Here is a 23,868-nt window from a genome sequence, read left to right on the forward strand (position 1 = left end):
TGCGTGGCAGCTATCGTATTGCAAAGGTTTCGATATTAAGTCGTTATCAATTAACAATTAGTTTATAGCGAGGGACGTGCCAATTTTTTAAAATGAGCTAACTTATTGATATTGAAGGTTTTATTTTTAAAATAAAAATTGAGATGACAAAGGTGGGAATGACCAAATGCTAATATTTGGTCATTTCTAAAAAGAGTTGGTCAAAAAGACTAATGCTGGTCTAGCATCACCGTCAGCTGACAGTGATGCATTAAAAGTATTGGGCTAAAAAAGAGTGACTATTGCGATAATTAGCGTTTGAGTTTACCTAACATCGCTACTGACAGGGCTATCACAACACCTGCAGCGATACCTGTGACACCGTCGGCTAAAATCGACATGAGCAGCGTCATACTGGGTAATAGCGCCACAAAAAAGTCGGTAACATGGTGCAAAACGCCAATGCTATGAGTAAGTATGCCTCCTCCTACCAAAAACATAGCGACGGTACCTACCACTGCCAGTGTTTTCATAAGTGCAGGCGCGGTTACTAGTAGGGCTCTGCCAATAAATCGCTGTAGCCCATTCATAGAGCCTGTCAGAGATTTGCGAAGCATATATAGCCCCACATCGTCCATTTTTACCAGCCCCGCAACTAAACCATATACCCCAAGTGTTATGGCTAAACTAAGTGCAACCAGTACACCAATCTGTGTTGTTAATGTGGCGTCACTTACGGTACCCAGCGCGATAACAATAATCTCAGCAGATAGAATAAAGTCCGTTCTAATGGCCCCTTTTATCTTGTCTTTTTCAAAGGCAACCATATCGACATCTTCATGAGTCAATGCTTCTATTCGTGCCTCGCGGTGTTGAATCTCATCTTCGTGGGGTAGGTATTTGTGAAGCAGTTTTTCCGCCCCTTCAAAACATAAATACAGGCCACCCAATACTAATAAAACAGTAATAAGAGAAGGAACAAAGGCACTAATTGCCAGCGCCGCAGGCACTAATATAGCCTTGTTGAGCAAAGAGCCTTTTGCTACCGCCCATACAACAGGAAGCTCTCTGTCAGCTTTGACGCCTTGAACCTGATCTGCATTTACAGCTAAATCGTCTCCTAATACCCCCGCTGTTTTTTGTGCGGCAACTTTTGACATTGTAGCGATATCGTCCATCAAGGTGGCGATATCATCTAGAAGCGCGAGTAAATTGGCTGCGGCCACGGTGAATTTCCTTTTATCATGGTTATTCGTAAAGCATACGCGTTGAAACTTAGTATTGGCAACATGCATTTGTCGTTTGCACTAACATCATGGAGTACGGCAGAATAATGAATATGTCTAGTTATTCAGTACCTTCTTTGTCTATTCGGTCTTACACGAAGACCATGCGAAGTCATGCGCACTCGTTTTATCAGCTGGTGCTTCCTATCAATGGGCACATTGATATTCAGCTAGATAACTTTGCAGGCAAGGTAGGCGTGGGGCAAGGGGTCTGCATTGCCCCACACGAAGTTCACATGTTCAAGGCGCAGGCTTTGTGCAAATTTGTCGTTGCTGATTTATTAGACGTGCCACAACATTTGAAAGATAGAGGTCAACCTATATTTCAAGTGAATCACGTGTTTCAAGCATTTCTGAATTATGTTGATACGCAACTCAATCATTCTACTGACGGGGCGCTTGATGAAACCATAGCGTTATTTTTAGCGCTATTGAGCAGTTGTGAGAAGGGCGCAGACATTGATAAGCGCATAACACCCGTAATTAGTTACATTCATCAAGACCTAACGCAGGATCTTAGCATTGATACACTGGCAAATATTGCCTGCATGGGAACAACACAGTTTAAAGCGCGTTTTAAGGCAACCACCTAAGCTTAAGCTTGAGGGCTTACTTGGTAAAGACAAAAATGGAAAAAGCTAAAGCGCTGCTAACCAATACCGACACGCCTACTTTGGCTGTAGCACTGTCTGTTGGATATGACGATGTCACCTCGTTTACGCGCCGTTTCAAAGCCTACTATGGACAGCCGCCAGGATTTTACAAACGCTCATAGACATGCTCCTACTGTTACTTGAATGCGAAAAACAGCATTTATACAAACCAGGAGGTGCAAACAAAATTTGGCTGATCGACCCTTTTGGTCAACATTAAATTAGCCAATGCTTTATTGGTACGACCAACAGATACTGTTTGTTTTTCATTTACGCTTTAGTCTACTATTGCATCAGTTTATTCAAGGAGAGATTTCTATTGGCGTTACGTTGGTTAATACTGAGCTGCTTGTTGTTAGTCAATCTTTCCATGGCGAAAACCCATGCTGACGAGTCTCTCGTAGTTCTTTCCGGTAATACGCCTGTCTTTAGTGAATTTCAGCAAGACGGAACCGTTGAAGGTTATTCTGTTGACTACGCTCGCGCTATTCTCAACGCCGCTCAGTATTGAGGCTAACGTCACTCCTTTGCCATTTGCTCGCTTAATTGAACGTATGAAATTAGGAGAGCAGATAGTCGCGACAGGAATAGGGCGAACCAAGGAACGGGAAAACAATTTTTATTGGTTGGCACCGCTCACGGCAAACGTTATTGGTATTTATGGCAAAAAGCCTATTAACTTGTCGGTGCTGACGAGTCAAAATGAAACCCTTTCTGTTTCTGTCATGCGTGGTGACTACCGTGCCCAGTTGGGTAGTGAATATTCACAATTTGACATGGTTGAATACGACACTTGGGGGCAAGCTATAGAAGCTGTTCTTCAAGGGCAGGTTGATGCCGTCTTCTTCTCTGAGTTTGGCATGGATGTTATTTGCAAACAGAGAAACCTCAATTGCACATCAATATCTAGACAGCATACTCACGATATTCAATACAGCTATATCGCGATGCCAAAGACAGAAGCCAATAAGGCGATGGCAGATAGATTGACCAAAACGGCGAGAGTATTTGCGCAAACACCAGCGTTTGAAACGCTCGTTCAACGCTGGCTTCCAACTCTAACTCAAATTTCCAGTGATGCTAACGAGATTGAAGGTGTAATAGCACTGGGGAAAATTGAAAAAGATGAAAGCAATGTCTCGAATCTTTGGGTAATTACAAACCTAGAACCTTTGTTTAGCGAAAGAGGCAGGCGCGGAAAATTAACGGGATACGCTGTCGAACTGGTACAAAATATTTTGCGCCAAGCCAGCTTGCCTACCGACATTTTAACGGCGCCTTGGCAACGTATATTTGTTGAAAGTGCTATGAAACCTGATGTGCTGGTTTTTTCTCTGGCTAGAACGCCTGAAAGGGAAGATGAGTTCCATTGGATCACGCCCATAACGCAAAATGCTTATTCGGTGTTTGTTCGCGCCGACTATCAAGGCAGAGCCACATCACTTGAAGACTTGCCAAAAGGCAGTCGTATTGCTGTTTTGAAAGGCGACTTTCGTCAAGCACTTGTAAAAGCCGCAGGCCATATAGATGTCACAGCAGATTCGTGGGATAAGGTAGTTATGCACCTTACCGATAAAGAAGCAGATTTTTTGTTTTTATCAGACGGAGGAGCAAACATTATATGCGACGGCTTAGATGACGCATGCGATGGGTTCAGAAAGCTATTCACTTATCAAAAAGCGACGACGTATTTGGCCATGTCAAAAAAAGGGACTAATCAAGCATTAGTCAATAAACTCAAGTTTGCCGCTGATAGCTTTAAGCAGTCTGAACAGTACAACGCGCTTTCTTCAAAATGGCTTAATACTTATTCAAAGAAAACGTCATTGAAAATGTTTGAACAAGACGGTGTGATCGTCTTGGGCAAGCTAGAGTAAATGATTAACGCCCCTCATTGGGACGTTTTTTCACCCGAGCATCAATAAACTTATTAGGATCGCCCAAATTGGTGCATTGAAGTGTTCCTCCGGTGATGCCACTCAATATAGCAAGCGTCTTCGCGGCGCCATTCGTGCAATTTAGTCGCTTCACTGGTCTAGGTGGAATGTCAGTAATTGGTTTATCCTTTCTTGGGTCAACAATTGTTGGGCTGTTCTTTTGCTGTTGGTACTCTCTTGCTGCATCTACGGCTTCTTGCGCAAGACGGTCGTTGTTGTAAGCATCAAAATACTGTGTAGCGGCGTCTTTGACAGAGAAATTAAACTGCCCAGCGCGTTGATTGGCATTTGTCGTGGTTGTGTCTGTAGTGGGTATCTCTTGCGCTTAGGTTGTACTGGTAATGCTATCGCGTTATTTGTTTTTTTAGGTTGTTGTTTTATCTCGCTAATTTCTTCTTTTTTTGATGTGGTCTTTTGCGGCTGTGGTGCATCCTGTACTTCAACTTTTGATGGCACAGTATCTTCAACATCTTCAACTACCTTAGTAACCGTTGTGGGAAAATAGAGCGCCGCTTTTATTGGTGTTTGGTTAGGCTGTGTTTGAATATAGTCACGCCTTTTTTCAAGAGAATACTGAGAAAGAAACACCACTAAAACAAAGCCCAAAACATGTACGCTTGATGACACCAATAGGGAACGCCACGTTGCTTTTTTAGCCGTGTTGCGGACTTCCATATCGCGCTTGGGCGCAAAAAAAGAATCGGTGATCGTGGTCATAGTAATCAACTGACATCTAAAGTGGCCAAATAGTTCCGTCCTACACTCGTCATACTTATTAGTACGCTTATCTCGCTTGGGTAAATTTGCGCCTCATCGTTGGGCAAATCTCCATGCGTGCACGTTTTTGGTGCAATGTTTTTTCTGTGAAATCGCGGCAATATGATTATCTATATGATTTATATGAATAATTATTTATGGCATGGCTCTTGGTTTAGCTTAGCAACAACAAGAAACACGCGAATAGCACAAATAACCAAAATAAACTGGGAGCATCTCATGAAACTAGTCACAGCTATCATCAAGCCGTTCAAGCTAGATGATGTTCGTGAAGCCATTTCAGAAATCGGTATCGACGGTTTAACCGTGACTGAAGTGAAAGGCTTTGGACGTCAAAAGGGACACACAGAACTTTACCGCGGAGCGGAATATCAGGTGGATTTTCTACCTAAAGTCAAACTGGAAATTGCAGTTCAGGACGACCAAGTAGAGCGCCTGGTTGAAGCCATCGTTGGCGCAGCCAAAACAGGCAAAATTGGTGACGGCAAGGTATTTGTTTACGACCTTGAACACGCCGTTCGTATTCGAACTGGTGAGTCGGATAGCGACGCGCTGTAAGCCAAAACGAAGAATTTGCGGAGAACACAATAATGGAAATCACTTTTGAACTTGGGTATGCGCTAGATACCTTTTACTTTCTAATTTGCGGTGCGCTAGTCATGTGGATGGCTGCGGGCTTTGCTATGCTTGAAGCAGGTTTGGTTCGAGCGAAAAACACTACTGAAATCCTAACTAAAAACGTTGCACTATTTGCGATTGCTTGCACCATGTACATGGTATGTGGCTACGGCATTATGTACGGTGGCGGCGACTGGGGTCCTTTCCTAAGCGGTATTATGGCTGATGGCGCAACTGGTGTTGCTGAAGACCCAGCAACGTATGCACCTTCTGCTGACTTCTTCTTCCAAGTAGTATTTGTTGCAACGGCAATGTCAATTGTATCGGGCGCGGTTGCGGAGCGAATGAAGCTTTGGGCATTCTTAGCGTTCGCTGTTGTAATGACAGGTTTCATCTACCCAATGGAAGGCGCATGGACATGGGGCGGCGAAGCAGTATTTGGTATGTATACGCTTGGCGACCTAGGCTTCTCTGACTTTGCAGGTTCAGGTATTGTTCACATGGCAGGTGCTGCGGCAGCATTAGCAGGTGTGCTTGTACTTGGTGCGCGTAAGGGCAAATACACTGCAGACGGCAAAGTTAATGCTATCCCAGGTGCTAACCTTCCGCTTGCAACGCTTGGTACATTCATTCTTTGGATGGGCTGGTTTGGTTTTAACGGCGGTTCTGTACTTGCTACAGCGACTGTTGAAAGTGCAAACTCAGTAGCCATTGTGTTTATGAACACTAATGCCGCTGCTGCGGGTGGTTCAATTGCAGCGTTAATTGTAGCGCGTATTTTGTTCGGTAAAGCTGACCTTACTATGGTGCTTAACGGTGCGTTGGCGGGTCTTGTAGCGATTACTGCAGAGCCTTCTACGCCAACGCCACTAGAGGCAACACTATTCGGTGGTCTTGGTGGTATCCTTGTAGTGCTAAGCATTGTTGGTCTTGATAAGCTTAAGATTGATGATCCAGTAGGCGCAATTTCTGTTCACGGTGTGGTAGGTCTGCTTGGTCTTATCCTTGTTCCTTTCACTAATGACGGTTCAAGCATCACTGGTCAGCTTATTGGTGCAGCGACAATCTTTGTTTGGGTATTCGTAGTAAGTTTAGTGGTATGGCTAGTACTGAAAGCGGTTATGGGTATCCGTGTAAGCGAAGAAGAAGAATTCGACGGCGTAGATATGAGCGAGTGTGGTTTGGAAGCATACCCAGACTTTACAAGCAGCCGTTCGTAAGTAAGTCACGATTAGGCAACACGACAACAACAATAATAATGCCTACATTACTTCACTTAAGCCCCGCATCAGCGGGGCTTTTTTCGTTTTAGCATTGGTATTAGCCGTATTGTGACAATAACGCTACACTAGGGTGGGTAGGAAAAATACGAATGTATAGCTCTAATCCATTTATAAATGTAGAGAAAAAACAATAATAAGAGTGTCTTTTACGGTATACGCAAACTTTATGTCTGGGTGTACAAAAAGGAAAAAGGCACTGTTGCTCTTAAGGGAAAACTATGGCGTTAAAAGTACGTTTAGTGGCGGCATTGCTTGTATTTGTCAGTGTGTCTAATCATGCTTATGATCGAATTACTGGTAAACCCTTTGCCAGCCGCTCTGAAGTTATTGCTCAAAATGGTATGGCTGCCACCAGTCAGCCACTGGCCACACAGGTCGCGCTTGATATTTTAAAGCAAGGCGGTAGTGCCGTTGACGCTGCCATAGCCGCAAACGCCATGCTAGGCCTTGTCGAGCCAACAGGCTGCGGAGTGGGTGGAGACTTATTCGCCATCGTTTGGGACGCAAAAGAGCAAAAACTAGTGGGCTTAAATGCTTCTGGGCGTTCTCCTCGGCAGCTGACAAAGAATGTTTTCGCAGAGCGTGGTCACAATACCATTCCCAAGTTTGGACCCTTACCCGTATCTGTTCCAGGCGCCGTTGATGGGTGGTTTGAGTTGCACGAAAAATTCGGCAAGTTGCCAATGTCCACGTTACTCACTCCAGCCATCAAATACGCACGAGAAGGCTTTCCTGTATCAGAGCTTATTGCCTATTACTGGGAAATGAATAACGCGCGAATAGGCCATTACGATGGCTTCGCTGAGACCTTCTTAATAGATGGAAAACTACCGAAAAAGGGCGACATATTCAAAAACCCTGGCCTTGCGGTAACCTACGAAAAAATTGCAACGGGCGGAAGAGACGCGTTTTATAAAGGCGATATCGCTCGCACTATTGATGCCTATATGAAAGCTCAGGGCGGCTTTTTGTCATACCAAGATTTATCATCGCACACCTCTGAGTGGGTTGAGCCTGTATCAGCAAATTATCGTGGGTACGACGTTTGGGAGTTGCCGCCCAATGGTCAGGGCATAGCAGCGCTTCAAATCCTCAACATTCTAGAGCAATACGACATCGAAGGAATGGGGTTTGACTCTGCCGACTATATACACACTTTTGTAGAAGCGAAGAAGTTAGCATTTGAAGATAGAGCAAAGTTTTACGCAGACCCAGCATTTAACGATATTCCTGTAGATTGGCTTATTTCAAAAGACTATGCCAAAGAAAGGCAAAAGCTTATCGATAACGAAAAAGCTGCCATGCGTGTAGATGCGGGCATTTATGAGGGCGATACCATCTACCTAACCGTTGCTGACAAAGACGGTAATATGGTGTCACTTATTCAAAGTAATTATCGCGGTATGGGGTCTGGAATGACCCCGCCAGGGTTAGGCTTTATTCTGCAAAACCGCGGTGAGATGTTCACGCTGGAAGACGGGCATTTTAACGAGTATCGCCCTGGAAAGCGGCCTTTTCACACCATTATTCCTGCTTTCGTTACTCGTAATGGCGAACCTGTGCTGAGCTTTGGTGTGATGGGCGGAGGAACGCAGCCGCAAATGCATGCACAAATCATTGTGAATATCCTCGACTTTGGCATGAACTTACAAGAAGCTGGCGATGCTCCGCGGATTTTACATAGTGGCTCAAGTAGTCCGACGGGAGCGCTCATGATGGACGGCGGATACGTAAGCCTAGAATCAGGGTTCAGTGAAACTGTCCAGCGAGAGTTAATGGAGCGCGGGCATAAATTACAACGCGTGGTCGGGGCATTTGGCGGTTACCAAGCCATTGCGAAGGATAAGCAAAAAGGTGTTTATTTTGGGGCGTCTGAAAGTCGAAAAGATGGACAAGCTGCAGGCTATTAAGCACACTAGTTAATTAAAAGGCATCACAGCACACGTGGTAAAAGGGTGTACCGCTTAGTGTCAGGTGAATGTTTGAAAAGAGGGCGCGAGTTTTCAATAAGGCCCTGATAGAAGCTGGGTATACATACTTTAATAAGAATAAGAGCGGCAATGACACAACCACAAAAAGGTATTTGCGCTGAACCTAACTTACACGCACAGTATTTAATGCTGAATGTTATTGATGATGACAGTGAAGCCGTTCGAGCTAAACTGTCTCGCGTGTTAGATATTTTTGAGCACTTTGAAAACGAGCATTATGAAGCCATGGTGACAGGTGTTGTAGCCATTGGGACAAGCTATTGGACTGAAGTTTATCCTGGTCTTATTCCTGTCGAGTTGACGCCGTTTCCTGATATGCAGTGCGAAGATAGAAGTGCGCCCACCATGCCCTATGATATTTTCATTCAAATACGAGCTGATAGACTGGATATTTGTCACGCTGTTGGCATTGAAGTAATGGATTTGCTTCGCATACACGTTGAATTGGTTGAGCAAATTCGAGGGTTTCGCTATTTGGATGGAAGAGACTTAAATGGGTTTATCTACGCAGCAGAAAACCCCAGGGGAATGAAGCGCCGTCAAGTTGCGATCATTGGCGAAGACGACCCAGATTTCGCAGGCGGAAGCTATATCCACATTCAGCGCTATCGCCATGATCTAAGACGCTGGCAAAGTTTGTCGAGTCGCCAGCAAGAGCAAGTGATGGGAACCACCCAAGAGCACAATTTGGCAAGCAGTGAACAATCTGCTTCATCACATAACGTACGAGCAAGTAGCGCAACCCCTGACAGCGATGCGCCGCGACTGATAAAACAAGGTATGCCTTATGGTGATATGGCGTCACAAGGACTGTTTTTTGTAAGTTGTAGCGCGAGTGCTAGACCATTTAAAGATATGTTGCATAGCCAAATTTACGGTAATGGCGAAGGTGATTATGACCGTTGGTTAGACTTCACCAGCGCTGAGACAGGGGCAGCATTTTTTGCGCCTTCGATTGCCTTTATACGACAGCAAGCCAAGTTGTCTCACGATTAGTGGTTTGGTTAGTTGAGAGAAAGGTACAAAAAAGCCCCGATATCGGGGCTTTTGCGTTATTAATTCGCCGTTAGAGAGTAGCGAATACTTTGTCTGCCGCCGCAAGTGTCTTTTCGATAATAGACGCGTCGTGGGCTTTAGACACAAAGCCTGCTTCATAGGATGCAGGGGCTAGGTAAACGCCTTCATTTAGCATGCCGTGATAAAACTTATTAAACTGTTCAGTATTACAATTGATGGCCTGCTTGTAGTTAGTCACCTTCTCGACATCGGTAAAGAAAATACCAAACATACTGCCAGCAACATTCGTGGTTAAACTGATATTGTGCTTATCAGCAATGGCTTGGAAACCATCGACTAGTGCCTGCGTGTTTTCAAAAATAGAGTCATACAGGCCTGGCTGACTAATTTGCTGCATGGCAGCAAGACCAGCAGCCATTGCTACTGGATTACCAGATAAGGTGCCTGCTTGATAAATTGGGCCTGTTGGTGCGATATGGGTGATGATATCTTTGCGACCACCAAAGCAGCCTACTGGCATGCCGCCGCCGATGACTTTGCCTAGACACGTTAGGTCAGGTTTTACGTTATAGCGTTCCTGTGCACCACCGCGTGATACGCGGAAGCCAGTCATGACCTCGTCAAAAATAAGTACGCTACTGTATTCATCACAAACCGCACGCAATCCTTCCAAGAAACCTTCAACAGGAGGAATGCAATTCATGTTGCCAGCTACAGGTTCAACAATAATACACGCGATATCATCTCCGTGAGCGGCGAATACCTCTTTTACGCTATCGATGTTGTTGTATTCAACCGTCAACGTATGCTCTGCTACATTGGCAGGCACGCCCGGAGAGCTAGGTACGCCAAGGGTAAGTGCGCCAGAACCTGCTTTTACAAGCAATGAATCGGCGTGACCGTGATAGCAACCTTCAAATTTCACGATTTTGTTGCGGCTGGTGTAACCACGCGCCAAGCGAATAGCAGACATGGTTGCTTCGGTACCCGAGTTTACCATGCGCACCATTTCCATTGATGGAACCAGTTCGCTTACCATTTCAGCCATAATAATTTCAGCTTCAGTAGGTGCGCCAAATGACAATCCATTATGTGAAGCGGCAATAACTGCCTCACGAATTTTGGCATTGTTGTGGCCTAAAACCATTGGGCCCCAAGACTGGACATAGTCAATGTACTTTTTGCCATCGGCATCCCACATATATGCGCCGTCAGCTTTGGTGATAAAGCGTGGCGTGCCGCCTACGGCCTTGAACGCGCGCACTGGTGAGTTAACGCCGCCAGGGATAGTTTTTTGCGCACGGGCGAAAAGGGCTTCAGATTTTTGCATGTAATTACTTACTCTTATTGCTGTACCAAACCACGTCGCGTTCGTATTTTGTCACTAAGTTTTCAACACCTAGCGTTAACGCAAAAAGTGCCATTCTTACCAGCACACCATTGTCGGTTTGCCTAAAAATGGCAAGGTTTGGATTGAGGTTTAGATCGTTATCCAATTCATTGGCTTCCATACGTGAATCTCGAGGAAGTGGATGCATAATAACGGTCTTTGATTGGAAGTGTTTGGTGTAAATAGACTGATTAAGTCTGAATTTACCGCGATATTTATTGGCTTCTTCTTGCGAAGGAAAGCGCTCTTCCTGAATACGCGTTTGATAGCAGATATCAGCATCCATATTACCTTCTAATGTCTCGGTAATCGTAAGCTGATGACCTGCATTCTCTATTGCGTCAATGACTGGCTGCGGCATGGCAAGTTCTTTTGGCGAAATAAGTGTAAAACGCACGTTTTTAAATAGGCACAGCAAGCGTGATAGAGAGTGTACCGTTCTGCCATAGCGCAAGTCGCCAATCATGGCGATATGAAGGCCATCAATGCCGCGGCCGTTGTATTCTAATTCGCGCTGAATAGTGAATAAATCTAGCAGTGCTTGAGTCGGGTGTTCGTTAGCGCCATCACCGCCATTGATGACAGGGACGCGGCTGCCTTCTGCGAATTCTGCAACCGAGCCCGCGGCAGGATGTCGCATAGCAATAATGTCAGAATATCCGCTTAGTACACGAGCGGTATCATAAAGCGACTCTCCTTTGGCCAGCGCCGAGCTTGACATGCCAGTTGTCTCTCTTACTTCACCGCCAAGTAAGTTGAAGGCGGTGCCAAAGCTCACACGAGTACGTGTGCTTGGCTCAAAAAAGAGATTACCCAAAATAGCACCCTCGAGTACGGTGGTGCGCTTTTGACGACGAGCGTAGGGTTGCATGGAATCGGCAACTGAGAACACTTTCTCAATGGCCTCGCGATCGAATTGATTAACCGAAAGAATGTGGTTACCGGTAAAGTCAGACATGAATCACTCAATCATCAACGAAAACGGCGCTAGTGTATAATACGCGCTTGCTTAAGTCATCATGACAAGTGGCATAAATAAGGTCAGGGACATAACAAACATCATCATTTATTGCCGTTGCTCCCCAAGATAGCCTTGATGTGTGGTTTAGTCAGCTTGAGATGTATAGTGTGTAAATAGTAACTCTACTTTTTCTACGGCTCGACTCACGTATTTCTCGATGCTTTCCTCGGACATAGGCGCTTTTAAACCGCATAACATCATGGTGTGAAATTCACCTTTTAACAGTGAGCAAAAATCGAATGCTAGTTCGTGAGCGCAATCTTTACTTAGTTTTCCATGTCCGTATTGTTCTACCACACTGCTGAGTGTCGCTAGGTAGGCCTGTGGACCTGCTTGATAGAATAAGTTAGCCACATGCGTATTGTTTGCGGCTTCGGCAATAATCACCCGAAACATGGCAACCGCTTCTTTATCCTGAAGAAGACGAACAAACTGTGCGCCTACTTTTTTCATGCATTCACTAAACGACATCGTACCCGACGATGCTTCTACAAGCTGCTGTGCATCAAGTTGGTAAGTTCGGCATTTCGAGGTTATTGCGGCTTGAAATAGGGAATCCTTACTATCGAAATGAGAGTATACCGTTTGTTTGGAGACCCCAGATGCCTTTGCAACCGTATCCATAGAGGTGTTGGCAAAACCGTCTTTTAAAAACAAACAAGAGGCTGCATCCAAAATAAGACTATTTTTTTCTTCACTCTTTGGTCTACCTTGTTTTTTTGCCGTTGCCACAATACATCTCTCTATAATTTTAATAAATATCAAACTGGACGGTCTAGTATTTATATACTAGCATAGCATAAAGCGTATGCAAGAGTATGCAAACGTAGCTAAACACGTATTGACGAATGTCGATTAAAGCCGTATCAACATAAAGTTAGGTCTTAAGGGCTTGTATTTGTTGCCGATATACAACAATACGCCTCAGGAAGGATAAAGGAAAAGTTATGACTGCTGCGCAGGTGCCAACGAAAGGCGGCCAATTAAAACTTATCATCTCTATAGTTGTGTTTATAGCAGCCCTGTTCATATTGTTAATGATGGCTGGCCTAGGGAATGCGACACAAACGCCTGAGGCGCGGGTCCCAGTCGCAGTATCTACCTAAGCACAGTGAAAATTCAACAAGGTTTCGACACACCAATTAATGTTTTCGGCCTTATAGAGTCACCAAAGGCCACATCCTTATCTTTCGACGTTGGTGGGCAAGTGGTTGAAATGTTCGCTGAGGAAGGTGACGTTGTAAATAAAGGGGATGTTCTTGCCCAGCAAGACGTTGCTCGATTAGACGCAAGGCGACAAGAGCTTCAAGCCAGCTTGGCGCGAGCAAAAGCCGATTTGGCACTGGCACAGGTCAATAACGAGCGCACTATTTCCCTTGTTGAGAAAAAGCTAGAGTCAGCGCAGCGCTTAGATGAAACCGCTGCAAGCTTAAATGTATCAAAAGCCCAACTTAGTGAAATTGAAGCGGCCATAAATTCGTTAGATGTTGAAATTAGCAAAGCGGCGTTGGTTGCGCCATTTGATGGGGTAGTTAACCGACGCTTTTTTGATGAAGGCGCCGTTGTCGCAGCAGGGAGTCCAGTACTTGGATTGACCAGCATTGATAAGTATCAAGCAAGATTTGCCGTACCTGCTGACGTCATTGAACAGTTTGACATAAACGAACCTGTTCTTGTTCGCGTGGGCGCTACAGATGTGGCTGCAACAATTACGCAATTACTTCCTACTCGAAATGTGCAAACCCGAACGGTAGATATACTGGTTACGCTAAATAGCAACGAACGTGTACGCCCGGGGGATATGGCTATTTTATCGGGCTTTCGCTCTCACGAGGAAACTGGGGCTTGGATACCTGTTAATGCGCTTAGTAACGGATTGCGTGGCCTGTGGCGAGTTTTTGTCTTATCTAGTGATGCTCAGTCGAAGCTTGAAGCACGAGTCGTGGAAGTGGTTTACACCGATGGTAACAACGCATTTGTAAGAGGTGCATTGAAAGACGGCGACATTTTCGTAAACGAAGGTACGCATAAACTTGCACCAGGGCAAATGGTGTCACTACCTAATCAACAGCAGGCTGGGGCACGTTAATGAATCCGTTTAACCGTGAAGGCGACAAAGCCTACCCTTGGTACACCTTGTTTTATCGTCGAGGCCATCTGCTAGTACTGAGTCTCGTTATTTTGATTACGGCGGGCCTATCTGCGCTAGGTTCACTTCCTCGTATTGAAGACCCACGAATAGATACCCGTAATGCGCTTATTATCACACAATACCCTGGCGCATCCGCAGAGCGTGTTGAGGCCTTGATTAGCGACGTGCTAGAAGACCGGTTACGAGAAATATTTGAGATAAAAGAAGTCAAATCTACGTCTCGAGCGGGAATATCTGTCATCCTCATCGAAACACAAGACTGGGTAGATAACAGTAATAACGAAGAATTGTTTAGCGAAATTCGTGACGCTATTGGCGCGGCATCGTCATCTTTTCCTGAAGGTGCAAGGGCTCCGGTATTTGATGAAAAACGCGGAGCCACTGCGTTTACGCTGCTTTTGTCATTACGAGCGACATATCCAGACACCACGCCTATTACCTTGACCTCAAGGCTAGCCCAGGAGCTTACCGATAGATTGCGCAACGTTAACGGCACTGAATTGGTTCGTGTATATGGAGCGCCTCGAGAAGAAATAAGCGTCAGTATTGACCCTGTAAAGTTGGCAGCGACAGGCCTTAATTTGCAGCAAGTGAGCGTCTTGATTAGTCGTGCCGACCCGAAGTTGCTTAAGCGGGAATGCTCAATAGTGAACAAAGTAACCTACGCTTCACTGTGGGTGAGGGTTTAGATGGCGTAAATATGATTGCTTCTATACCCTTGGTAAACGATCAAGGCCGCTATTTGCGCGTTGAAGACATTGCTACAGTAACGCGCAGCTATACCACGCCTCGCAATGAAGTTGCATTTCTTAATGGCGAAGAATCTATCTTTGTCGCAGCGCGTATGCAGCCTTCGTTGCGTTCTGATGTGTGGACCGAAAATGCACTTGCGGTGGTAGACAAGTTTAATGCCGACTTCAGCGGCACATTGCAGGCTACCATTGCCTTTGAGCAAAACGAATATACCGCTACTCGTTTGTCAGACTTGTCGATGAATTTGCTGATGGGTTGCGCCGTAGTGATGCTTGTTATCTTGTTGTTCATGGGCTTTAGAGCAGCATGGATCGTAGGTTTAGCACTGCCATTATGTGCTGCATTTGCGTTATTTAGCCTTAGCTTCTACAACGAGCAAATCCACCAGATGTCCATTTTCGGCATGATCATAGCGATTGGCTTGCTTATCGATAACGCTATCGTCATTACCGACGAAATAAGAATTAACTTAACAGACCCAACGCTTACCCGAGTAGGCGCAATGGCAAAAAGTGTTTCGCACTTGTTCGCGCCGCTTTTAGCATCGACGTTGACAACCATTCTTGGGTTTATGCCAATCTTCTTGTTAGACGGAAACATTGGCGACTTTGTTGGTCCTATCGCCATCAGTGTAGTTATGGCGTTAATCGGGTCTTTATTTATATCGTTAACGGTTATTGCAGCACTGGCGGCGCGCTTTTTGCCAAAAAATGACGGCGTGTCGCCTACATCTGAGGCGGCATCTTCGTGGTGGAAAGTTGGTCTTCAAGCGCCTTCGCTAAGTCTGGCGTTTAGCAAACAGTTAGGGAGATGGATAAAACAGCCGTGGTTGGTTCTGCCTTTAGTAACGGTGTTGTGTCTGTCTGGCTTTGTTCTCTCGTCTACCCTGGCTAATGTGTTTTTCCCAAGTGCTGACCGCGACCAGTTTGAAGTGTATTTGTGGACAAAAGAAGGCAGCAGTATCGAGAACACTACCCACTATGTAAAACGCATCGACAGCGCTATTAGGTCTGAAGATGGCGTAGAGCAGGTGAGTTGGTTAGTTGGCGGCTCTGCACCATCGGTGTATTACAACCAAATGATGACCCGCGACAACATGCCTTACTTCGCCAATGCCGTAGTCACAACTAATACCGTTGAGAATGCGGCGCTCTTAGTGGGTAAGTTGCAGCGAGACTTGGATGTCGCTCATCCAGAAGTGCAAATTGTCGTGAGAGCATTTGGCCAAGGCCCTCCAATTGCAGCCCCCGTTGAAGTAGAGATTTTTGGCCCTGACCTTAACATTCTAAACGACCTTGGCGATCAGGTGAGAATGCTAATGTCACAAGTTGACGGTATTTCCCAATCCACCGCAAGTGTATCTATGGGTGAGCCAGAGCTTAAAGTAAACGCAGATAGCGACAACCTATCTTACCTGGGGCTTTCCTTGTCTGAATTAGCCAGCCAAATGCAGGTTAATTTTTCGGGAATAACAGGCGGTTCGGTGCTAGAGAGTACAGAAGAAATCCCAGTTCGTGTGCGCATAGACAAAGCATTTAGACAAAACGTGACTGGCGTTGATGCTATGCCAATTCCTGTAGCGGGTGATAACGCTATTTCATGGTCGCCATTAGCTGCAGTCACAACCCTCACACTGCAACCTGCAACAAGTAGCATCACGCGATTAGATGGCGAGCGGTTAAACCGAATTCAAGCATTTTTGTTGCCAGGCGTACAAGCAATAGATGCGAGTAATCAGCTACGCGAGCTACTCGAAACAAGGCTGGTATTGCCAGAAGGTTATCGAATTCATTTGGTAGGTGATGCCGATGAGCAGCAACAAGCGCTTGGTAAACTCGCGACCTATGCTCCGGTATTGTTAGTGCTTATGGTAACTACGCTTATCCTTACCTTTACCAGTTTGCGTATGGCAGGTGTCATTGGGTTGGTTGCTATTTTGTCAGTTGGACTGGGAATGTTTAGCTTATGGATATCTGGCCTTCCTGTTGGCTTCAATCCTTTGCTTGGCTGCGCGGGCCTTATAGGGGTAGCGATTAATGGCTCGATTGTTGTTATTGCCGCCATTAATGCGAACCCAAAAGCCAAACAGGGCGATACAAAGGCTATTGTTGAGGAAACGATGAGCTGCAGCCGTCACATTCTTTCGACGACCTTTACTACCGTTGGCGGCCTGATACCTTTACTGTTATTCAGCGAAGGGAGTTTCTGGCCTCCGCTTGCCGTTGTATTGGCTTAGGTGGCGTTGGCTTCTCGGTAATACTGTCATTGGTGTTTACACCTACGATTGTTGCCGCCTTCCAGCGATATCGTCATCGTAATCTCGTTAATGCATAGTAAATTGAGGTAAACTTACACCACGATAGGCACGTATCTAAAGGTAACAAAGTGAATGCGTTTAAACGTTGGTGGCACACTGATTGTGTCAAATGCAAACGTGTAAGACTCTATGTGGTATGGGCCGTAATTATGTTGGTGGTGTATTTTTATGTCTGGCAATAACGATGGGTCAATTTTTATTAGAGCCGTTTCGAAAAGCAACGGTATCACTAGCGTCGTATTCGGTGCTATCGGGCTAGTTATTGCAGCGCTATGGCTGACGCTGTTACCAGAGTGGTTGTTTTTGGCAGGTATCTTTATCACTAGCGCTGCACTGGTGTGCTTACTTATTGGTTATTTCAAAATACGCGAGCCAAATTATAGTTTAGAAATAGCCAAAGACTACATTACCTATCAGCATCGTTTGGGTAGCTGGCGCATTCATTGGGACGACTTGCAACGTGCAGATTGCCCAAAGGTGCGTCATGGTCTTGAGCATGTACCGCTAGAAGCCGTGGGTTTTAAACTAAAAAGCTACAATGACTTTCTTCGCACCATTTCTCCTAGACTAGCGACCCATCTGTTGATGGAGCAGCGCCCTTTGCTGATGCAAAATACCGATGAAAATTGTGCTTCAGGTAGCTGTTACGAGCAATCAATGTTTGATGACAAAGATTATGTAATGGAAGACGGCACGGTACTCAAAGGCATCAAAGCGATGCTGGCGCATAGAATGGTAGAGTTAAGAAAGCGGCTTGGGTTTGATATTTTTATTGCAAGTTCTGAGTTAGACAGAGACGCGCAATCATTTGCCCAGCTTATTTCGTCCTGCCAAAAAACAAGACTTCAAGACGCCGTGAATGAGTAACTCAACAAAAGCACTTGAAACGACGATTACGACCTGAGTAATAACGCTAACAAGCGGTGCTAGGACTTGTGCTCGGCGAGCACTTTTTCAGCCTCTTGATAAAGTTCTGGCAACAGCGTTTCGACGTCATCATGAAGGTCGAGTTTAAGTGCACTCTCAATCTCATTGACTAAGTGCTGCAAGCGAGGGAGCCCTGTGTAACAGCAAGCGCCGTGTAACTTGTGCACTTCAGCCTTTAACTCAGTGAAGTCTCGTTGTTCCCACAGTACATCAATTTTTTCAATCGCATTTGGCAGTAAGCTAACAAAGCTTCCGAGAAGTTCCCGGGCTGTGGTTTTGTTTTGATTAGCGCGTTTAAGCGCAAGTTGCCAATCGATGGATGGAAAAGCGATATCACTTTGCACAATGTCGTTGCACCATGATTTGACCAAATCAATGAGTAATTCAAATTCAATTGGCTTGGGCAAATAATCATCCATACCCGAGGCAAGCAGTCGTTCTTGCTCTTCTTTAAACGCATGCGCAGTTACGGCCACTATCGGCGTTCCCATATTTAGCGGAGACTTACGTATTTCACGTGTTGCTTGAAGCCCGTCCATGCCCGGCATTTGAACATCCATTAGAATGAGATCAAATTCTTGTGTTTGGCATCGATTGACCGCATCTTGCCCGCTGATAGTTGTCGTTAACTCCGCTGGAGAATTATCAAGCCACGTGTGCAATAGTTTAAGGTTCATCTCCATATCGTCAACGGCAAGAATTCTTGCTGGTGGCAGTACTTCAATTTTTTCCAGCATGGCGTTTTTAGCTGGGGTGTTTTGCTGGTGAATTAAGTTATCAAGCTTCGTCAGTGTCATAGGCATTCTTACTTGTGAGTAAAAATGCTGATGAAGACTTGGGTATTGGGCGTACGGCTCAGGGCCTGAATACCACAACACACGTTTCTTGGCAGGAAAATTCACAAAGCGACTCAAGAAGCGGTCTCGATACGCCAATTTACTTACCGGTACCGTGGCCATTAAAAAGTCGTATTGGTCTTTTAAAGTATCCAAAAACGCGGTCGATTCGACCGAGATTACATGAGCGCCAAGCGCGCAAAGCATATTGGCACTGGCACGTCGCGTTGAAGGTACAGGGTCGAACAGTACAATGCGTTTGTCCAGCCAACTCTCGTCAGTTGATAGGGCAAACTTTTGGCTCAATTGATTCATACGTAGCGACACGCAGAATGTAGAGCCTTGCCCCACAACACTTTTCAGCGTGAGATCCCCATTCATTAAGCGAACAAGCTCTTTACTGATGACAAGCCCAAGCCCTGTGCCTTGATAATTGCGATTTAGTGCATCGTCGACCTGAGAAAACGCATTGAACAGTTTTTTACGGTCCTGGCGACTAATACCTATACCCGTGTCTTCAACGGTTATGTTGACTTCATGGATCCCGTGGGGCAGGGCGCGTCCATGCACGGCAAAGCGGATAGTGCCGTGTGAGGTAAACTTTAGCGCGTTGCTCAAAAGGTTATTGAGCACTTGTTTGATACGGAACACATCTCCAATGAGTTTTTCTGGTAAGGGACCAAGGTCGAAAACAAACTCAATCCGCTTGCTGTGAGATGACTTCGCCATAATAGTGACCATTTCTTCAAGCAGTTTATTTGGCGAAAAAGGTTGGTTGTTTATTTTCAGCTTTCCTGCCTCAATTTTCGAGAAATCGAGCACGTCGTTTACAATGGTCAGCAGGTTATCAGCGGCGGTGTTTACAATGCGCACTTGCTCTTGTTGATCGGGTGGAAGCGAGGCATTGTTTAGTTCTTTGCTGAAGCCAAGTATGGCGTTAAGTGGTGTTCTAATTTCGTGGCTCATATTAGCCAAAAATTGTGACTTAACATTACTGGCCTTTATTGCATCTTTACGTGCAATATCTAGACGGGCATTTTGCTCCTCAATCAGCTCCATGTTATTTCTAAGATCGTTGGTGGCTTGTTCAACCTCACTTTCTAACTGGCTCCGGCTTTTTTCCATCAACGCGAAGGAGAAAAGGCCAGACTCTAGAAATACACCGACTTGAAAGCAATACGTAGTGAAATCATTTGAAGGCAGAACGCCAACCAGGCTTAGCATCCCCACAATCGCCCCTGTTGCCAGCATGGTCCATGCGAAAATAAAGTATCGAGCGGGTTTAAACTTGTTAAAGAATGCCTCAAACCCAGCGTAGATGTAGCTCAATATGGCTACAAGCCCAACACCGTAGACTAAGTTGTTCTTCCAAATAGAAGGAAGCAGATCGACAAAGCACACAAAGCCTGTAATGCCTTGGCATATGAGCAGAATTTTAATAACGGGGTGAGCGGTAGGTGCGTATTGTTCCGTCTCTAAAAACGTTACCGTAAACAGGCCTGAACTTATACCTATGATGACAAAGATGAGTTCTGAATGTCCTACTAACCAAGAGGGAATACCGGATGAAAATATAAGGTGGGTGTGACCTCCCCAAACGAACTGCCAAAGGATGACGGCGAAAATGTAACCCACGTAGGCGATGAGGCTTTTCTCTCTCACGCCAAAAAACAGCGCTAAATTGTAGACGGCCAAAATCAACAAACCGCCATAAAATAGACCCCACAATAGGCTATCCATCTGAAAGTAGCTGCTGTGCAGTGGCTCTGCCTGCACACGCAGCGGCGTGATAAGGCTAGAAGACCGACTTTCAATGCGTATATATAAATCAATAGGCTCGTTATTGTCTAAATTAAGTCGTAGCGTGGGTACACGAAAACGCTGTTCTTTCTGTGCTTTCCCTTGATGGCTCTGCTTAATGACTTCACCGTTTTGAACTACGTAAAAATCAACGCTATCAAGCTGGCTGAAATTGATACTAAATACCCAGTTTGGTTCATTGGACACATTTGCAACGCGCGTCAATAACCACATGCCATTGTTGCGAAACCCAAAGTTGGGGTTGTCATGAGGATGCATCAAAAAATCGTTTCTTCGACGCGACACATCGCTAATGGTCAGCTGATAGTCTGTTTCAAACAAAAAATACAGGGAGTCAGAGAGGTCAAGCGTTGTATTTTCATCAAACAGTTGTTGAATGTGTTGAGCACGAGCGGGAGATGACGTCGCGATGAATGCAAGGAAAGACACTAAAAAGAATACGCGAATATAATGTATTATCGTCATTGTTTTTTCTTTATGTTTTTGGCGTGCTCAGCGAAAGTATTTGGGGTGTAAAGCACCACGCTTATTTGTATTAAACCATTGTCTTTAAGCAATGACAAAGCCTACCTGAATTGCAAGTAAAAACTGTTTGATTCACAAGGATTGCACCCGCTCTCTGTTTACCCCACAATAAGCCTACGGGTTATTGCGCTATAGGGCACTCAAAAGAATGGCGTGTTCTGTATTACCTGCTCGTAAACAATGTGTTCTAGTGAACAATGACAAAATAAATAACAAAACGAAAAAAACATCATGAGTGACGAGATCATCATTAATCGCGATGGGGTAGAGCAACTTCCTCTTCGACGCTTCACCGAAGACGCTTATCTAAACTATTCCATGTACGTCATAATGGATAGGGCGTTGCCGCATATTGCAGACGGACTAAAGCCAGTCCAGCGTCGTATCATTTATGCGATGTCTGACCTTGGATTAAGCGCCAATGCGAAATACAAAAAGTCGGCGCGTACTGTTGGTGACGTACTCGGTAAATTTCATCCTCATGGTGACTCGGCGTGTTATGAAGCTATGGTACTTATGGCTCAACCCTTTTCTTACCGTTACCCTTTGGTTGATGGGCAAGGAAACTGGGGTGCACCTGATGACCCTAAGTCATTTGCTGCGATGCGTTATACCGAGGCCAAGCTATCTCGCTTTTCAGAAGTGCTGCTGAACGAGTTAGGACAAGGCACGGTAGATTGGGTGCCTAACTTCGACGGCACACTAGAAGAACCGAGCGTTCTTCCGGCTCGTCTACCTCATATTTTGCTTAACGGCGTTACTGGTATCGCCGTTGGTATGGCAACAGATATTCCGCCTCACAATGTTAGAGAGTTAGCCAATGCCTGTGCCATGCTATTGGACAACAGTAAGGCAGACTTACAAGATGTATTAGAGCATGTAAACGGCCCTGACTATCCAACAGAAGCGGAAATCATCACACCCAAAGCAGACATACAAAAACTGTATGAAACGGGCCGTGGTTCGATAAAAATGCGCGCGGTATACATGGAAGAAAATGGCGATGTAATTGTCACCGCGTTGCCGCATCAAGCCTCGGGTGCAAAGATTCTTGAGCAAATTGCCGCGCAGATGCAGGCTAAAAAGCTGCCTATGGTTAGCGACCTGCGTGACGAATCAGATCACGAGAACCCGACGCGATTAGTTATTACACCGCGCTCAAATCGCGTAGATGTCACTCAACTTATGCAGCATTTGTTTGCTACCACCGACTTAGAAAAAAACTATCGTGTTAACTTAAACATGATTGGTTTAGATGGCCGTCCACAAGTTAAAGATTTGCGCACTATTTTGTCTGAGTGGCTGCAATATCGAAAAGATACCGTGACGCGACGTCTGCAGTACCGTCTAGACAAAGTGCTAGCGCGCCTGCACATTCTAGAAGGCTTGTTAATTGCGTTTTTAAATATTGATGAAGTCATCGAAATCATCCGCACTTATGACAAACCTAAGCCAGAATTGATGTCGCGCTTTGGTTTAAGTGACAAGCAAGCTGAAGCGATTCTTGAACTTAAGCTTCGTCATCTTGCCAAGCTTGAAGAAATGAAAATTAAGGGTGAGCAAGACGAGCTTGCTGCTGAAAGAGACAAGTTACAGCAGCTATTAGGCTCTGACCGTCGTCTTAAAACGCTGATCAAAAAAGAAATTCTTGCTGACGCCGAAAAGTATGGTGATGATCGCCGTTCGCCAATCATCGAGCGTGGCGAAGCAAAAGCCCTATCTGAAAAAGAACTGGTGCCCGCAGAGTCGGTGACAGTAGTGTTATCTGAAAAAGGCTGGGCGCGATGCGCCAAAGGGCATGACATAGATGCTGAAAGCTTGAGCTACAAAGCAGGGGATGCGTATCAGTCAAGCGCCGAAGGCAAGAGCAACCAACCTACTGTCTTTATGGATACATCGGGACGTACTTTTGCCTGCGATGCGCACGGCCTGCCGTCAGCGCGTAGTCAAGGTGAACCTCTAACCGGGCGTTTTAGTCTTGTTGGCGGTGAATCTTTTGAGCATGTCATTATGGCTCAAGATGAAAGTAAATTTTTGGTCGGCTCGGACGCGGGTTACGGTTTTGTCGGCACCTTTAAAGATATGGTGAGCAAGAATAAAGCCGGTAAGGCATATTTGTCATTACCGACAGCGGCTAAAGTGATGAAACCCAAGCTTGGTCTCAAACCCAGACTCTGACTGGTGTTTAAGTATTTCAAACGAAGGGCGCATGCTTATGTTCCCGTTGCGCGATTTACCAAGTTTAGGAAAAGGTAAGGGAAATAAGCTTATCAATATTCCTTCGGCAAAAGCGCAATCTCGCGAAGAGTTTGTAAAAGTACTTACCGTGGTGCCTGATGGTGCTTCTATCAAAGTGTCTGCAGGAAAACGCAATATGACATTAACTGCAGATGACTTAACCCATTATCAAGGGGAACGCGGGCGCCGAGGAAACAAGCTGCCCCGTGGTTTGCAACGTGTTGACAGTGTGGAAGTGGTTTTTGAGCAAAGCACTCCACCTGAACAAGAGCCAACGGCTTAACACGGTTTGTACTCGCAAAAAGCGCCTTTTAAGGCGCTTTTTTTGTGTGCGTATTAGCGTAAAG

Annotated in this window: 17 protein-coding genes and 2 pseudogenes; 13 read left to right on the forward strand and 6 right to left on the reverse strand. The window is 45.4% G+C overall.

The window, feature by feature from the left end:
• Window positions 1–290: 290 nt before the first annotated feature.
• Window positions 291–1,205, reverse strand: a complete 915-nt coding sequence (locus tag V6N89_RS01840; RefSeq protein WP_338519875.1) for a DUF808 domain-containing protein — start codon at window positions 1,203–1,205, stop codon at window positions 291–293.
• A 107-nt stretch (window positions 1,206–1,312) separates the two neighbouring features.
• On the opposite strand from V6N89_RS01840, the gene V6N89_RS01845 reads away from it, so the two are divergent.
• From V6N89_RS01845 to V6N89_RS01860, 4 genes are all read left to right on the forward strand, one after another.
• Window positions 1,313–1,858: an AraC family transcriptional regulator gene (locus tag V6N89_RS01845; protein WP_346993324.1), complete on the forward strand. Its 546-nt coding sequence runs from the start codon at window positions 1,313–1,315 to the stop codon at window positions 1,856–1,858.
• A 35-nt stretch (window positions 1,859–1,893) separates the two neighbouring features.
• On the forward strand, window positions 1,894–2,040 hold the full coding sequence (locus tag V6N89_RS01850) for a helix-turn-helix domain-containing protein (RefSeq protein WP_346993325.1): 147 nt from the start codon (window positions 1,894–1,896) through the stop codon (window positions 2,038–2,040).
• A 197-nt stretch (window positions 2,041–2,237) separates the two neighbouring features.
• The gene (locus tag V6N89_RS01855) at window positions 2,238–2,429 is read left to right on the forward strand and encodes a hypothetical protein (RefSeq protein ID WP_346993326.1); all 192 of its coding nucleotides are present in this window, start codon (window positions 2,238–2,240) and stop codon (window positions 2,427–2,429) included.
• Window positions 2,389–3,795, forward strand: a complete 1,407-nt coding sequence (locus tag V6N89_RS01860) for a substrate-binding periplasmic protein (RefSeq protein ID WP_346993327.1) — start codon at window positions 2,389–2,391, stop codon at window positions 3,793–3,795. Before V6N89_RS01855 ends, V6N89_RS01860 begins: the two co-directional genes overlap by 41 nt.
• Before the next feature lie 246 nt (window positions 3,796–4,041).
• Here V6N89_RS01860 and V6N89_RS01865 read toward each other — a convergent pair whose 3' ends face one another.
• Window positions 4,042–4,572: a hypothetical protein gene (locus V6N89_RS01865; protein ID WP_346993328.1), complete on the reverse strand. Its 531-nt coding sequence runs from the start codon at window positions 4,570–4,572 to the stop codon at window positions 4,042–4,044.
• A 279-nt stretch (window positions 4,573–4,851) separates the two neighbouring features.
• Between V6N89_RS01865 and glnK the strand changes: the two genes are divergently transcribed.
• The 4 genes from glnK (at window position 4,852) to V6N89_RS01885 (ending at window position 9,520) form a co-directional block, all read left to right on the forward strand.
• Window positions 4,852–5,190, forward strand: a complete 339-nt coding sequence (glnK, locus tag V6N89_RS01870) for a P-II family nitrogen regulator (RefSeq protein ID WP_012516988.1) — start codon at window positions 4,852–4,854, stop codon at window positions 5,188–5,190.
• 32 nt (window positions 5,191–5,222) lie between these two features.
• Window positions 5,223–6,470, forward strand: a complete 1,248-nt coding sequence (locus tag V6N89_RS01875; RefSeq protein ID WP_202263291.1) for an ammonium transporter — start codon at window positions 5,223–5,225, stop codon at window positions 6,468–6,470.
• Window positions 6,471–6,751: 281 nt separating this feature from the next.
• Window positions 6,752–8,443 carry a gamma-glutamyltransferase gene (gene ggt, locus V6N89_RS01880; RefSeq protein ID WP_338519881.1) on the forward strand — a complete coding sequence of 564 codons (1,692 nt, stop codon included), beginning with the start codon at window positions 6,752–6,754 and terminating at the stop codon, window positions 8,441–8,443.
• A gap of 150 nt (window positions 8,444–8,593) precedes the next feature.
• The gene (locus V6N89_RS01885) at window positions 8,594–9,520 is read left to right on the forward strand and encodes a Dyp-type peroxidase (RefSeq protein ID WP_338519882.1); all 927 of its coding nucleotides are present in this window, start codon (window positions 8,594–8,596) and stop codon (window positions 9,518–9,520) included.
• A gap of 70 nt (window positions 9,521–9,590) precedes the next feature.
• Here V6N89_RS01885 and hemL read toward each other — a convergent pair whose 3' ends face one another.
• The 3 genes from hemL to V6N89_RS01900 form a co-directional block, all read right to left on the reverse strand.
• Window positions 9,591–10,871, reverse strand: coding sequence for a glutamate-1-semialdehyde 2,1-aminomutase (gene hemL / locus V6N89_RS01890; RefSeq protein ID WP_338519883.1), 1,281 nt, complete (start codon window positions 10,869–10,871; stop codon window positions 9,591–9,593).
• Window positions 10,872–10,875: 4 nt separating this feature from the next.
• Entirely contained in the window at window positions 10,876–11,889 is a 1,014-nt protein-coding gene (locus V6N89_RS01895) for an aspartate carbamoyltransferase (RefSeq protein ID WP_346993329.1), read from the reverse strand.
• Window positions 11,890–12,036: 147 nt separating this feature from the next.
• Complete coding sequence (locus V6N89_RS01900) at window positions 12,037–12,684, reverse strand: TetR/AcrR family transcriptional regulator (protein WP_338519885.1); 648 nt, start codon at window positions 12,682–12,684, stop codon at window positions 12,037–12,039.
• 215 nt (window positions 12,685–12,899) lie between these two features.
• Here V6N89_RS01900 and V6N89_RS01905 point away from each other — a divergent pair, with 215 nt between their 5' ends.
• From V6N89_RS01905 to V6N89_RS01920, 4 genes and pseudogenes are all read left to right on the forward strand, one after another.
• Window positions 12,900–13,058 (forward strand): hypothetical protein, encoded by a 159-nt coding sequence (locus tag V6N89_RS01905; RefSeq protein ID WP_338519886.1) that lies wholly within the window; start codon window positions 12,900–12,902, stop codon window positions 13,056–13,058.
• Between the two features lie 5 nt (window positions 13,059–13,063).
• The gene (locus V6N89_RS01910; RefSeq protein ID WP_338519887.1) at window positions 13,064–14,041 is read left to right on the forward strand and encodes an efflux RND transporter periplasmic adaptor subunit; all 978 of its coding nucleotides are present in this window, start codon (window positions 13,064–13,066) and stop codon (window positions 14,039–14,041) included.
• A pseudogene (locus tag V6N89_RS01915) lies at window positions 14,041–17,191 on the forward strand (efflux RND transporter permease subunit). The gene V6N89_RS01910 and the pseudogene V6N89_RS01915 overlap by 1 nt, the downstream one beginning before the upstream one ends.
• A 151-nt stretch (window positions 17,192–17,342) precedes the next feature.
• Window positions 17,343–18,041: a DUF2982 domain-containing protein gene (locus V6N89_RS01920; protein ID WP_346993330.1), complete on the forward strand. Its 699-nt coding sequence runs from the start codon at window positions 17,343–17,345 to the stop codon at window positions 18,039–18,041.
• A gap of 59 nt (window positions 18,042–18,100) precedes the next feature.
• On the opposite strand, the gene V6N89_RS01925 is transcribed toward V6N89_RS01920, so the two are convergent.
• Window positions 18,101–21,214, reverse strand: a complete 3,114-nt coding sequence (locus V6N89_RS01925; RefSeq protein ID WP_431189781.1) for a 7TM diverse intracellular signaling domain-containing protein — start codon at window positions 21,212–21,214, stop codon at window positions 18,101–18,103.
• A gap of 300 nt (window positions 21,215–21,514) precedes the next feature.
• Between V6N89_RS01925 and parC the strand changes: the two are divergent.
• Window positions 21,515–23,804: pseudogene (gene parC, locus V6N89_RS01930) on the forward strand (DNA topoisomerase IV subunit A).
• The last annotated feature ends 64 nt before the right edge of the window (window positions 23,805–23,868 follow it).

The sequence above is a fragment of the Alteromonas gracilis genome (assembly GCF_036870955.2).
GTDB classification, from domain to species: Bacteria; Pseudomonadota; Gammaproteobacteria; order Enterobacterales; family Alteromonadaceae; genus Alteromonas; species Alteromonas gracilis_A.

What these genes read in the sequence shown, in the direction of transcription:
- V6N89_RS01845 (WP_346993324.1), top strand. Translation starts at nt 1,313, where the DNA reads ATGAATATGTCTAGTTATTCAGTACCTTCTTTGTCTATTCGGTCTTAC.
- V6N89_RS01850 (WP_346993325.1), top strand. Translation starts at nt 1,894, where the DNA reads ATGGAAAAAGCTAAAGCGCTGCTAACCAATACCGACACGCCTACTTTG.
- V6N89_RS01865 (WP_346993328.1), bottom strand. Translation starts at nt 4,572, where the DNA reads ATGACCACGATCACCGATTCTTTTTTTGCGCCCAAGCGCGATATGGAA.
- glnK (WP_012516988.1), top strand. Translation starts at nt 4,852, where the DNA reads ATGAAACTAGTCACAGCTATCATCAAGCCGTTCAAGCTAGATGATGTT.
- V6N89_RS01875 (WP_202263291.1), top strand. Translation starts at nt 5,223, where the DNA reads ATGGAAATCACTTTTGAACTTGGGTATGCGCTAGATACCTTTTACTTT.
- ggt (WP_338519881.1), top strand. Translation starts at nt 6,752, where the DNA reads ATGGCGTTAAAAGTACGTTTAGTGGCGGCATTGCTTGTATTTGTCAGT.
- V6N89_RS01885 (WP_338519882.1), top strand. Translation starts at nt 8,594, where the DNA reads ATGACACAACCACAAAAAGGTATTTGCGCTGAACCTAACTTACACGCA.
- hemL (WP_338519883.1), bottom strand. Translation starts at nt 10,871, where the DNA reads ATGCAAAAATCTGAAGCCCTTTTCGCCCGTGCGCAAAAAACTATCCCT.
- V6N89_RS01895 (WP_346993329.1), bottom strand. Translation starts at nt 11,889, where the DNA reads ATGTCTGACTTTACCGGTAACCACATTCTTTCGGTTAATCAATTCGAT.
- V6N89_RS01905 (WP_338519886.1), top strand. Translation starts at nt 12,900, where the DNA reads ATGACTGCTGCGCAGGTGCCAACGAAAGGCGGCCAATTAAAACTTATC.
- V6N89_RS01920 (WP_346993330.1), top strand. Translation starts at nt 17,343, where the DNA reads ATGTCTGGCAATAACGATGGGTCAATTTTTATTAGAGCCGTTTCGAAA.